This is a genomic window from Neisseria sp. HMSC068C04 (assembly GCF_001810105.1).
Classification (GTDB): Bacteria; Pseudomonadota; Gammaproteobacteria; order Burkholderiales; family Neisseriaceae; genus Neisseria; species Neisseria flavescens_B.
On record NZ_KV800003.1, the window covers coordinates 1 to 13,145 of the forward strand.

Here is a 13,145-nt window from a genome sequence, read left to right on the forward strand (position 1 = left end):
GGGAATTTTGCAAAGGTCTCAGGCCGTCTGAAAACTTTTCAGACGGCCTTTTTCATACATGTCAAACAGCGTAGGCAATCGATACAAACGCCAAACCGCATTCCACAATACGCAATCGCGGTGTAAACCCTACCGGCACAACCGCCAAACTAGCCCTGCCGTTTCGGGAAAAACTGCACCACATTCTCCCCTTGCGGCAACACCAATTTCTTCACGGCATGACCGTACACGGTTTCAAGCGTGATGTTCAGACGGCCTTCGTTGGCAAAAATCTTATCCACACATTCCTTGGCCGCTTGCGGATTGCTGAACTTCAACGCATTCCACAATCCCAAGGTTTCCATGTCCTGCCAAAACGTCCCGGCTTTTTTATAGCTCAACTCAAGCTTGGCCGTGTCGGTCACCGGATCGTAAAAGCCGTTGTCGGCGAGCATATCGCCCAAGTCGTGCATATCAATCAGCGTGGGCGCTTCGCATTTAATGCCTTCATGGTTCAGACGGCCTGTCAGCTCGCTCAGGCTGTCGCGGCCAAAGTGCGTGAAAAACAATAATCCGTCGGTTTTCAAAGCAACGGCCCAGTTTTTCAATACCGGCAAAATATCGTCGGCGCGGCTGAGGCTGAGGTTGGCCCACAACATATCGGCGGATGCTTCGGGCAACGGCGCGGTCAGGGCTTGGCAATGCTGCGGAATGGTTTTCCCCGTCAGCTTCTGCCAGAAACCGCCTTTGCGCGCGGCGGCGGCGGTTTTTAAAAAATCGGCATTCGGATCGTATTCTTCAAACACGGCGTCGGGATAACGCGCGGCCAGCAGGCTGCGGCTGATGTCGGCATCGGCACCAATCAGCATGATGCGTTTGGGTGCATTACGGACCAGCTGCAGGCGCTCGTCGGTGTCTTGGGCGAGATGGCGGTGAATCTGCCAGCGTTTGTCTTGGGAGTTCATGTTTCAGACGACCTTTTTCTATTTATCATTTTATAGCATAAGTATTCGTATAATAAGTAAAAATATATTATTTTAATGCTGTTAAATTAATATGTATAAAATTTAATAGGTAATCCATTACTTTGAATATTATTACAACTATCCACTCTCCATTCATTAGTTACCGATAATTCTTGAGTCTCAATCCCATCTGAATAACGATTTGTCAAATAATAGAATTTTTGGTTTGTCGAACCCACCCAATTTCTTGTTGTTTCTATTTGTGTATTATCAAATTCTCCGTCGATCAATAGGTCTGTAGAGTTTAATAGTCTTTTGCTGCCTGAAAATTTATTTTCTGACAGTTCGGTATATTCGTAGCCGGAAAAAATCATTACGGACAGATTTAAATTATGAGCATACTCCGCAATGTCCGCCAAGCCTTCCGCTTGTAAAAAAGGCTCTCCACCAAGAAAGGTAAGACCTTCCAGTGGATATTTTTCTGTTGCGTTTTTAAGTAATTGGATGATTTCATTCGATCGCATAAGGTGGGCAGGTTTTATTTTCAGTAATTCACCATTGCAACAACCTTTGCACCGTTTCAGACATCCTTGAACCCAAATTACAAAACGCAGACCCGGTCCTTCGGCTTCAGTAGCTTCAACAATATGGGATATATTCAGCCAGTGCATCATTCCAACTCGAAATCAAAATATTTTCCTGCCTGCAAGACTTTTAATGTCCTGCCTTTTAATTTATGGGGCTGTTCTACTTGCTCAAAGAGAAATTCTGCCAGTGGGTCGAATAAATATTTTGTTAACACGTTTAATACGCCACGCCCTCCGTGTTGGTAATTTACTTGTTTGATTAATGCATTTAGTGCTTTATCCTCATTTTCAAATACCAGTTTTTCAAGCCCCCATTTTTCTTTCAGACGGCCTGTCAACGGTTTAAGTTTTGCGCGGGCTATATCTTTTAATACAGCATTATCCTGTATGAAGTTAAACGGGATAATGTTTGCATCGCCTATACGTCCTAATAATTCTGGGCGGTTTAGTTCGTCTCTAAAATGAGATTGCACTGCCTGCTTAAATTGTTCTGCAATATTTTCTTTATTATCTTCGTCAGGTCGAATATTAGTTGCACCGATATTGGAAGTGAAAACAATAAAGGTATCAGCAAAAGAAATGGTTTCGCCTTTGCCGTCGGTCAATCGGCCATCTTCTAATATTTGTAGAAATTTATCTAAAATCCGCGGATGGGCTTTTTCGATTTCATCGAACAAGAGCAGGGAAAATGGGCGTGTTTTCACTGCATTGGTCAATTGACCTCCTTCTTCAAAACCGACATATCCCGGCGGTGCGCCGACTAAGCGTTGATCGGCGTGTTCGTGATTAAATTCGGACATATCGAAGCGGATGCAGGCATCCTCATCACCAAATAGAAATTGTGCCAATGATTTTGCTAATTCGGTTTTGCCTACACCTGTCGGTCCGACAAAAAACAGCGAGCCTTTAGGCATACGGGCTTTAACTGAATGTTGCAACCCTGAAAGCCCGGTATAGGCCCGTATCAAAATCTTGTTTACGGCTCCAATTGCCGATTCTTGTCCTTTGACTCGCCTTTGCAGCGTGATTTGGGCATCTTTCAATCTTTGATAATTCAATTTTTCCCAAGGGGATTGGCGTTTACCATAACGGTACAGCGATACTAAATTCTGTATATTGATAGGTGCCTGCTGTTGTCTGGATAAGCGGACAAGGTTATCTATATCGCGTAAAGTCAGGGTGTCGGTCAACGTAACAAAATCTGCCAACGATTGACTTCCCGCACTCAAATTATCACTAACCTTCCACTGTGTTTGTCTTGCCAAAATAGCGGCTTCGCGTTCGGAAATATTAGGTAGGGGGATGGTTATTTCGGCAAATAAAGGATTGTTCAGATAAACGGATGGCGGTAAGGCGGTATTGCCCGAGCACAGAAAAACCAACAGGCTTTGCGGTTGGCCCATCGCTTCTGCGGTTGTTGTTTGTTCGGCATCCCGTAGGCCAGTAGCGATTTGTTGCAACCAAGCCCGTTCCGTTTCACTCAAGGCATTGATTTGCCCGAACAGATAATTTGACCAATCTACGATAAAGGCGGCTTTTTTCTGTGTTTTGGTCATGACTTGTTCAACGGTAGCAAAAAAATCCTGAGGCTGAATGGGAATGCATCCGGATATTGCTTTATTATCTTCACCGTCATCGTCAAAATCGTAAGCTTCACCGACTTCGGCCTGCATGCCGAGCCGGTTCAATCCATCCCATTCCTGAGAGGAAACACCTGATATCCCATTCAAACGGGAGTAAAATACAACCTGTTCGAAACCTTGTGCTTTTAAACTTTCTTCAATAATTCTGTTTATCGGCATTAATTTGTTATAACGGTTGAAACCTAAGTCAATGATGTTTCCGCTGATGATTAAAGCCCGACGTATCATGGATTGACGTTCAAAGTTTTCTAGCCATGTATTGATGTATTCGTTCATTTTTTTACCTTAGTGCGATTTTGCCGTATGTGTTGGATTGATGGGTTTGGCATCGGCATGTTCGTCATCCGGATTTTCCCAAAGAACACGTTCATCAGATAAATTTACACCATAAACTTCGGATAGTTTCGGTAATACTTTTTGCATATCTTCTTTACAGCGCTGCCCTTTATAGTTATCAAATTCATAGTGAACCGCACCATCTAAACGTACACGGAATTTTGCCCTGTTTCCTTGCGGACGGCTTGCTTGGATGACAACCACGCTGTCTTCGCCGACACCTTGTTTGATGGGGGTTAAGACAGTAAAACCGGCTTGCTTCAGCGATTGATATACGGCTTTGACCATTTCCTTACGGACTGCTTCGTTTTCAATCACCGTATCTTCGATTCGGTGGGCTTCTTGGATGATTTCTGTCAAATCTTTTTGATTTTCTTGCTCAATTTTTTGTTTTAACCGCTCGGATTCCGATTGTGGCAGATTGGCCGTTTCAATAAATCTTAAAAGATCGGACTTTTGTGTTTGTGCAACTTCGTCTTGTACGGTTTTAGCAAAATTTTTCCGAATTTCTTCGGCTTGTTGTTCTGCCGATTGTTTAATTTCGCGAATCGCCGATTTTATGTCAGCAATACTTAGATTTTCCTCCGTAATACGTTTTCGAAGTATTGCTAAAGGTTTGAATGCCAAATTTCGTGCCTGCTTATTTTCCCAATTACTTGTTTCCTGTATCCATACGTTTTTTATTTCAGCACGCAAACGTTCCACCGCACGTTCCGCCTCTTCACGCAACAGGCGTTGGTGTTCTTCCGCTACCCTTTTATTTTCCTGTGCTTCGTAACGTATGGCTTGTACAAGCTGACCAATAGCAAAACTGCGGTTACGTCCGTCATAAGCGTTCATATGCCGTACCCGTTGAATCTCAGTGCGTATGGTAGCGATGTTCTGCAAAGCAAATTCAGCCAGATCGCTGTTTTCCAAATCGTTTAGCTGCTGTTCGTAACGGCGCAGATAAATTTCCGTTGTTTGGCTGATTTCGGCTTCCCTTGCCTTGCGTGCGGCTTCGCGGATTTCCCGTTCGCGTTCCAATTGCCAAAGGTTTTCGCTGATTTGACTCATTTTATTCGTCTCCTAAATCGTTTTCAGACGACTTACGGTTCAGATGGTTTTAATGCCGACAGCCGTAGCGTGATTTTTAAGGTTTTTATCTTCCGTATAAAGCACAACATCATTCAACTTATATCGTGCGGCAACAGCCAGGATGGCTTGATCGTTTTGTCCGTTGCGGTTTTGCCCGTCTGCTTTTGCACCCATCAATGCCAAAATTTCCGGTTCGGCGGATTCCGTATGCTGCGCCAGTTTCAATTCTTCAATTTTGCGTATGGCTGCGCGTATTTCGGCGGCTTCCCGTTCCAGCCGCTCAACGCTTTTTTCCGCTTGGATTTTTTCCTTTTCCGCCTGTTGCCGCTTTAAATCCAAATCACGTTTTTCTTTTTCCAATCTGGCTTTTTGGTTTTGGACTTGCAGGATTTGCGCATTCAATTCATCGCGCTGTTTCTCCAATGCCAGCCTTGCGGGCGATTTTTCTACCGCCGGTTTGGCTTGTCCGTCAATTTGGTTTTGCTGTTTTTGGTTGTTGTTGTTCTTTTTAGCCATTTGGCCGCTCCTTGTCGTTTAATTGGGTCAATTGCGTTCTGACCGCATCTAACTCTGCTTTCAGACGGCCTAAACGGGCATCGCAATCTGCAATTTGTGCATCAATGTCGACTGAAACAATGGCTTCACATTGCTCGGTTTTTTCCACTAAGGTTTGTTTGGCGGTAGCTAAATCCCGTTTGAACTTCTCTTTTTGATAATCCAATTCGTTTAACACGGTTTGAGGAAGGATTACCGTGCCTTCCGTTTGGATTGCAGACAGCCTACCGGGACGGTTGCGGACAAAGTTGGTGTCCAATACGGCAAATTTTCGAGTTTCATCTAGGGGTTCGAAAAGTCGGAATACCGCTGTTTGCCATTGTTTTAGCTGCTCCGACAGTTTGGCAATGCCGTTTGAAGCGGAAATTGCAGGAAAAGTACGGTTGATTTCTTCGACGTTTTTCTGCCATAGACTGATTTTTTCCAGGCTATTCGGCTTGATGTCCTTTAATTCCAATGCGGTAGGATTCAGACGGCCTAATGCTTTGTGCAACGCCAGCAGTTCGGACAATTCGGGAATTTTATGCACTGTCGATTTTTCATTATTGACAGCCCAATCAAAGGCTTGCCGTTGCGCTTCTGCTGACAGTCGAGCCAAACCCAATTCCACTTTTGGAAAGTATTCTGTAAATTGTCTCAAGTCATCTTCATTGTTAAGCGGCTTGATCATTTCCGCCCAACCTTCGGGTTTAAACGGCTTGTTCCAAGTCTTTTTGATGAGTTCTGCAAAGTCAGATGCCTGAGTTATCGTCATCTCAGGTAACTTTTTCAGAATATCGGCTGCGGGGACAAAATTTGCCATAAATGCCAAAACTGCCATATTTGGCTGAGAAAGGGCGGGCAGGTCGGCAAGCCAATTTTCAGATTCTTGATATAAAATTTTTGCCGGTAACGGATACGGCTGATGATCGAAATAGCACTCGAGATAACCTGTTTCCTCCACAAAAAGCGTATTATCCGAAAAACGGAAAAATATGCGGGTCAGGCCGTCTGAATCTTTTAACAGGGCAGGAATGGAAAGATGTTTACCGTCTAATTTGGCTTCGGCAATATCGGCGAAGACAATCAGCGGCATTTTATCGTCAATTTCCTGATTTCCATTGAATTTGACTTCAACCGCATCGCCGATTTGACGTATATCGGATTCCTGATCCGCCAGAACTAATGACAGTAAGTCGTTTTCAGGGTAATACAAGAATGCCTCGCCTTGGAGTGCATTCTTAGCGTTGGAAATCATAGGCTTAAGCAAATGCTCTTTGATGACTTGCGGATCGCGCGTATTTATCCATTGGGAAAACAGCTTGTCTGAGCTGTCAATATTCAAATAACGGTTGCCATCCAGCGTGAGCTTGACAGGGACGATTTGCGGTAAAGATGTATCTTTATCGCACGCTACACTGATGCCGTCATGCTCCAATTCGGTTTCGGCATTAAACCATTTTTGATTTACGGACTCCTGTCCGCTCAACTCCAGCAACAAACCTTCATCAACAGGAAAAAGGAAACAATCCAGCCTAAAATCTGCATTGTTTACACTCTGCTTGGGGTTGCTAATATATTGATTCAATAAAGGATTAAACCAAAATATGGCATTTTCTGTTCTACGCCGTCCCGGCATTTTTTTATCACGGTAAAACTTTTTGCCATTGTCGGTCAGTTTTAAATCTGCTAGAGATAACTTGGCTAAATCATCTTCAGTATCGGGTAAATCAATATGTTCAATCAGTCCCGTATCATTAAGGTTTTCCAGCGTATAGCGGACAAAGGTGAAATCCAGCTTCAATACACGGGCAATTTGCGCCAAGCTGTTATTTGCCAATTGCGGAAAATCATTATGGGCAAGACCCATCAACAACTCGGCAAATACGGTCGGCGTACCAATTTTACGGTAGCGATACTCTGTATCCGCGCGGTAAATCGGATAGGAAAAGGTCTTTTTTGCCAGCAATTTATCCATTATCTACGCCCTTTTTGCTGAGGTTGTATGTTTGGCAGGATGGCGGAAAATTTTTTCGCATCGCAAATTCCGCCTGTTTCTGCCCAATGTTCTAAATATTTGAACATATTCTTATAAACCATTTTTTTATCATATCCTGCTTTATCCATTCGAGGCAGTTTGACTTCCCGGTTTTCCAGCATATTTCTTGCACCGAATATCAATAAAAGATTTTGTGCGCGAGACATTGCCACATTGATAAATTCAAAACGGGCGATGTTTGCTCTGCCGGCTCGGAATTTTTGTGTTCTATCACCACCATTGTTTTTTACCAGGCTTAGTAAAATAATCGGTTTTTCTTTGCCTTGATAGCGGATAACCGTATTGATTTCTACATCAATGGCGGAAAACGATAATTTATCTTTATTGATTTTTCGAATTTCATCACGAATGACGCGGCATTGAGGCTGGTAAAATGAAACGACACCTACTTTCATTTTGTTGTCCTTGCCATAACCCAATGTCTCAAGCTGGCGGTTCATATCCACCAATGTTTTGGCAATCATTCTTGCCTCTAATACGTTGATATTGCTTTGCCCGTCATTAATCGAAAAACGCTTTCCTTTTTCATCATCTGTCGTATCAATCCACAGCACATGGTCTTTTTGGGACAATAGTCCTTTAAACTCAATCCCATGAGGCCGCTTGGCATCCGGATTGCCGCAGGTCAATTGCCCTTCATAAAAGTAGTTGATCATCTTCATGATGTCAGGGTGCATGCGAAATTGAATATTTAAGCGTTCGCGTAAACTTTCCGGTGCCTTTTCAAACAATTCTTTAAACAGACTCGCCGTGACCATTTTTTCGAATTTATGCAGATTATCCTCGGTCAAATCCGTATCGGAATCTTGCTTGTTTTCCTGTGCTTCGTTTTGTTCGACTTCATCTTCAAATGTCAGTCCGTCGGCTTCATTGAATATCGGTGGCAATTGACGATGGTCACCCACCAAAATGGCTTTTTTGGCACGCATAAGAGGCAGCAACATTTCCAACGGTGTAGCTTTGGATACCTCGTCGATAATGACTACATCAAAACCGTCAAAATCATTATCGGTTAGTGTCCGCTCGTTTTCGTTGCAGGTAATGGCAACCAGATTGCAACTTTCCACAAATGGCTTTTCCAATTCGCTCCAATCTTTTTCCGCTCTTTTTTCCGGCTCTTTCAGGATTTCCTGCCAATGGGAGAATAAAGGCATAAAATCTTGGTTTTGTGTTTGCAGGGTTTGCAGTTCTCTTTCTAATAAGTTCAAACGGCTTTGCTGTGTGGCAAATTCTGCCAAAAAGTCTGCTTCGGCAGAAAACCCGCCATCGATAAGTATTTGTGCTGACTGTTGTTTTTTCAGACGACCTCGTTCGGTAATTTGATATTTAATCTCTTCTAGTGACTCAAGGTCAGCTTGCTTTTCCTGTATGGTTTTATCACTTGGCGGTTGCAAATCATAGCCTTGCAACTGATTGTTCAAATCCCAAACTGTGGCTTGTACCAATGTCTGATATTTCTGTTGGAATATGGTTAGATTTTGAACGCGCTGTATCAGCAGCGGTTTGAGTATTTCTGGATTATTTTGTGCGAAGCGTTCTGCATCATTAAAAATTTGGTAAGGTTCGAGATTTAGACCGTCCGACGGTTTCTCTTTCAAAAGGCGCAATGCTTTTCGTTTTTCTTTCCATAGGGCGGAAAGTTCATTGCTGTCGTCATTTTCCATTTGATCAGCGATTTCATCGATTTCCTGTTGTAACTGTTCTATTTCCAGCAGGGTTTTCGTATCTGCCCCCATTGTGCCATTGCCACCGTTCAATCGTGCTAAATCTGCTTCCATTTTCGGCAAAACTGCCTGAATACGCTGATAAAGTTGAATCAGTTTATAAAGAATGGCAGCTTGGTTTTCTCTTTCGGCAAGAAACCGCTCGTAAGAAAACTTTTGGCTGATATGCAGATGTTCAAGGTTAGTAAGGTGTTCTGCCAATGGATAAAGTGTTTCGGGTAAAACAAAATTGCTGTTACACAAGGCTTCACCGGAATTTTTCTCATTGAGTAAGCCGATAAGCTGTGCAATGTTTTCTATATCGCGGCTATGTCGTCTGAAAATATCCTGCTGTTCATCAAACTCAATTTTGGCTTGGATAAATGCCTGCTCTGCTTGTTTCAGACGACCTTGATTGGTACGGTATTCTGCACGAAGCTGTTGCAAATCATGTGCCACAAATTCAGCCTGTCGTACCCATTCGCGCAGTTTTTCAGTTTCACCCGACAACTCATTAAACGGTTGCAGGTATTCTTTGGCTACATAATTGCGCAACGATACATAATGTTTGCTCAATATACTTTCGCCGGTAAATTGTTTGCCTTCTTCCGTAATGCGGTTGGCACTTTTTGCCAAACGGACTGCCCTTAATTCAGGATGGTTTTGCAGGCGTGACAAAGCATTATCCAATGCGTCGTGAGCTTGGCTTGCAAGTAAGACCGTTTCTCCGCGCTTGGCAAATTGCAGGCAGGCCTCGGCGATGACCGTGGTTTTGCCGGTTCCCGGTGGCCCCTGAATCAAACAAATATCAGGTGCCGCCAGCATTTTTTGTACGGCAGATTTTTGTTTGTCATTCAGATTTTTATTTTCCCATTCGGTAATTTCGGGAATCTCGTTCGGCCGGTTGGCATTTTCAATATCAAACAGATAACTTGAAAGATACGGCGCATAACAACCTTCATTTTGTTGCAGGTTTTTTACCGCCCGGCGATGACGCTCAATCAACGCTAAATCACCGACTAAAGAAATAGACAAGAAACCGTTTTTGGGAAGATTTCGGAATAAATGATCAATTTTATCTTGGCGGGAATGTTGATTACCGTCCTGCTTATCTGAATTGGTATTATCTTCAAATTGGGAAATTTTGTTACTCAGCTCCTCGGAAATATCGACAAAAACATCGGCAAATACTGCCTTGCTGAAATCAAATTGATTTTTTTCCCTCGCATTTTCTTGTTGCAACGTTTTACGATAATCCTCACAAGCCTTCACCTTGGCTTTATCTGAATGGTTGAATTGGATAATTTTGACACCGTCTTTCGCAAGTTGCCCTAATTGTGAGAAAGCACTCTCCACACGCGAGGCGTCTTTTTGAGGTAGTAAAAAACGGAAGGGTTGATCGGAAGTTTCTCTTTTAAAAGTATGCAGGTTTTGACGGCTAAATGCGACACGTGCTTTTTTCAATACCTGTTCATCTTCCGCAATGACCAAAAAGTGTACCTGCCCTGTTTGTTCATTGAACTGCCAATTCAGGTATCGTAGCCCCTGAGTTTTGTGTTTGATTAACTTATTTTTAAAGGTCAAAAAGTCTAACCAACCTGACAAGCGTTCTTTAGTTTTAGCGGCATATGCCGGTAGGGATCTTGTAAAATCAGAGGAAAGCAAATTAGTTTGACTGCGAGGCGGATATGAATTTTCCTGTAACCGATAAAAATGAGTTTCAACTTGTTTTTCATAAGCAGTCGCATCCATTCCTCCATGTGTAAGAAATACTCGTTCAGGAATAAAAACAGGACTACCAGTTGCTGTCGGACAATATCCGATAACTGCTACCGCGATGTTATGAGGAATATGTTGATTGAAAACAGGATGGGAAGAAATTCGAATAGATAAAGAAATTTTTTTTTCCGAATTATCTTGCAAAGAAAGATTGGCAAAGTTAGCAACTATTGCTTCATCGGCTAAGAAGAAATCTTCGCAAAACTGTTTTGCAACAGTCTCATATTCTTCGCTTGAATATTGCGGAAATTGTGCTTTGTAGGAACGAAAAGCACGAGAAATGCTTTTCCCAAGCATTTCTTGTGTTACAGAATTTTTATGTTTTTGTTCGGTTTCGGGTAGGCGAAAATAAACAGTCTTTCCAGTCATGTTTAATAGTCCCTTTAAGATAAAATTTAAAGATAAAACTTATTAAATTGCAATGCAATTGTATTTTAATATTTTGTAATATAGATATTTTTCAGACAACCTTCTCAACAAAACCGCGGTAGGTTTCGGCAAATTCGTCGGCATGGCTTAAAAAGGGTGCGTGTGCGGCTTTGTCGATAAGGACCAGCTCGCTGTCGCTCAAATGGCGGTGCAAATATTCGCCCATGCGCGGCGGCGTGATCGCGTCTTTCCGTCCAAACACCAGCAATGACGGCGTTTGAATAAGCGGCAACAACGGACGCGCGTCGGCATGGTTGACGGCTTCAAGCGCGGCCTGTAAGGCGGAAGGCGTGCCGCAGCGCGCCAAATCGGGCAGCACCCGGTTTAAGATTTCGCCTGAATGCGGCGTGTGCAGCAGTTGCAGTTGTAGAAACTGTTTAATATGTTTGGCATAATCCTGCTGGAATGCGCCGACCATCTTGCCCAGGGCAGGTTGCGCCAAGCCTTCGGGATAATCCGTGTCGGCAGTCAATCGGGCAAAACTTGCCGTCAGGCAGAGCGATTGAATTTTGTCGGGATAAAGCGCGGTCAGATACAGGGCAACCAGTCCGCCCAGCGACCAGCCGAGAATGTGTGCCGGCGTGTCGATTTGTCCGGCGAAGGCTTCGGCAACGGCGGCAATATCAAACGGTTCGGCAAAAGGCGCATCGCCGTGTCCGGGCAAATCCAGCGCGCGAACGTCCCAATCGGCAGGCAGGCGCGGTATCAAATCGTCGAATACATGGCGGTTCGCCGCCCAACCGTGTATCAGATAAACTTTTTTGGCGGAGTGTGGCATGAATGTTCTTTCTTGGTGGCGCAGTTTGAAACAGCTCAATGCGCGACATTGCGTATTATGCCACGATTCCGTTTCAGACGGCCTTTGCCGAGGCTGCGCAAACGATTTGACGGAATATTTTATCGACGCGGCACAAAGCTGTCCTTTGTGTTTCCGCCATGTCGCAGGCGGGGCAGTGTGCGGCAGTTGTCAGAAAAAGCCGCCCGCATTTGATAGAATGTGGGCCTCGCTGTATTACGAACCGCCCGTCAGCAGCATGATACGCGAGCTGAAACACTTGGCTGACTTGGGCATGAGCCGGCCGTTGGCGGATTTAATGTGCCAAAACGCACCGGACTGGCTGGCGACGGAACACTTCGATTTCGTCCTGCCCATGCCTTTGAGCAAAGAGCGGCGGCTCAAGCGCGGATTCAACCAAAGTGAGGCGTTGACGGATATTTTGGCGAAACGCTACGGCTGGATGCTGCTGCCGCGCCACACAGTTTTCAGACGGCATGGCGAGCCGCAAAGTACGCTGAAAAGCGACGAACGTCTGCGAAATATCAAGAATGCATTTAAAATCCAAGCCGAATTGCCGAAGGCGTGTAATATTCTGTTAATTGATGATGTCTTCACCACCGGCTCGACTTTAAACGAATTGGCGAAAACGCTGAAAAAATCAGGCGCAGGTAAGATTTTTTGCTGGAGTTTGGCGCGGCCGCCAATGAAAAAATAGCTTAAAGTTTTTGACACCCATGGAACATTTCGGCATTATGCCACTCTATAAGTGATTGATTTATATGTTTACCATAGTTTTGTACCAACCCGAAATCCCGCCCAACACGGGCAATATCATCCGCCTGTGCGCCAATACCGGTGCTGATTTGCACTTGGTCAAGCCGCTTGGTTTCCCTCTGGATTCGTCCAAAATGAAGCGTGCGGGCTTGGATTATCACGAGTTTGCCAAACTAACGGTACATGAGAATTTCGATGATTGCCTCAAAGCACTTGAAGGCCGCCGCATTTTCGCGCTGACCACCAAAGGCTCCACCCGCCCCGACGAAGTTTCCTTCCGCGAAGGCGACGTGTTGCTGTTTGGTCCCGAAACGCGCGGCCTGCCTGCCGAAGTTCTCGACAGCCTGCCTGCCGGACAAAAAATCCGCCTGCCGATGATGCCCGACAGCAGGAGCATGAATCTTTCCAATACCGTCGCCGTCATTCTGTTTGAAGCATGGCGACAAAACGGTTTTGCCGGCGGCGTATAACAGGCCGTCTGAAACCGCTGCGTTATCAACTC

At 44.4% G+C, this 13,145-nt stretch carries 10 protein-coding genes; 2 read left to right on the forward strand and 8 right to left on the reverse strand.

What is annotated here, in order from left to right; all coding sequences use genetic code 11:
- Positions 1-149: 149 nt before the first annotated feature.
- The 8 genes from HMPREF2700_RS10350 to bioH all read right to left on the reverse strand — a co-directional run bounded on the left by HMPREF2700_RS10350 (position 150) and on the right by bioH (position 11,869).
- The gene (locus HMPREF2700_RS10350; RefSeq protein WP_070591933.1) at positions 150-944 is read right to left on the reverse strand and encodes a class I SAM-dependent methyltransferase; all 795 of its coding nucleotides are present in this window, start codon (positions 942-944) and stop codon (positions 150-152) included.
- An 86-nt stretch (positions 945-1,030) separates the two neighbouring features.
- A complete protein-coding gene (locus HMPREF2700_RS10355) occupies positions 1,031-1,618 on the reverse strand; it encodes a 4Fe-4S single cluster domain-containing protein (RefSeq protein WP_283129708.1) in 588 nt (195 codons plus the stop codon).
- The gene (locus tag HMPREF2700_RS10360; protein WP_070591934.1) at positions 1,615-3,450 is read right to left on the reverse strand and encodes an AAA family ATPase; all 1,836 of its coding nucleotides are present in this window, start codon (positions 3,448-3,450) and stop codon (positions 1,615-1,617) included. Before HMPREF2700_RS10360 ends, HMPREF2700_RS10355 begins: the two co-directional genes overlap by 4 nt.
- Before the next feature lie 9 nt (positions 3,451-3,459).
- Entirely contained in the window at positions 3,460-4,566 is a 1,107-nt protein-coding gene (locus HMPREF2700_RS10365) for a coiled-coil domain-containing protein (protein WP_070591936.1), read from the reverse strand.
- Positions 4,567-4,605: 39 nt separating this feature from the next.
- Complete coding sequence (locus HMPREF2700_RS10370; RefSeq protein WP_070591937.1) at positions 4,606-5,103, reverse strand: PIN domain-containing protein; 498 nt, start codon at positions 5,101-5,103, stop codon at positions 4,606-4,608.
- A complete protein-coding gene (locus HMPREF2700_RS10375) occupies positions 5,096-7,099 on the reverse strand; it encodes a PIN domain-containing protein (RefSeq protein ID WP_070591938.1) in 2,004 nt (667 codons plus the stop codon). Before HMPREF2700_RS10375 ends, HMPREF2700_RS10370 begins: the two co-directional genes overlap by 8 nt.
- The gene (locus HMPREF2700_RS10380) at positions 7,099-11,031 is read right to left on the reverse strand and encodes a DEAD/DEAH box helicase (protein ID WP_070591940.1); all 3,933 of its coding nucleotides are present in this window, start codon (positions 11,029-11,031) and stop codon (positions 7,099-7,101) included. Before HMPREF2700_RS10380 ends, HMPREF2700_RS10375 begins: the two co-directional genes overlap by 1 nt.
- 91 nt (positions 11,032-11,122) lie before the next feature.
- Positions 11,123-11,869 carry a pimeloyl-ACP methyl ester esterase BioH gene (gene bioH / locus HMPREF2700_RS10385; protein ID WP_070591941.1) on the reverse strand — a complete coding sequence of 249 codons (747 nt, stop codon included), beginning with the start codon at positions 11,867-11,869 and terminating at the stop codon, positions 11,123-11,125.
- On the opposite strand from bioH, the gene HMPREF2700_RS10390 reads away from it, so the two are divergent.
- Both HMPREF2700_RS10390 and trmL read left to right on the forward strand, forming a co-directional pair.
- Positions 11,868-12,584, forward strand: a complete 717-nt coding sequence (locus tag HMPREF2700_RS10390; protein ID WP_070591943.1) for a ComF family protein — start codon at positions 11,868-11,870, stop codon at positions 12,582-12,584. The two genes, bioH and HMPREF2700_RS10390, sit on opposite strands and share 2 nt — an antisense overlap.
- A 64-nt stretch (positions 12,585-12,648) precedes the next feature.
- Positions 12,649-13,113, forward strand: coding sequence for a tRNA (uridine(34)/cytosine(34)/5-carboxymethylaminomethyluridine(34)-2'-O)-methyltransferase TrmL (gene trmL / locus HMPREF2700_RS10395; RefSeq protein WP_070461542.1), 465 nt, complete (start codon positions 12,649-12,651; stop codon positions 13,111-13,113).
- The last annotated feature ends 32 nt before the right edge of the window (positions 13,114-13,145 follow it).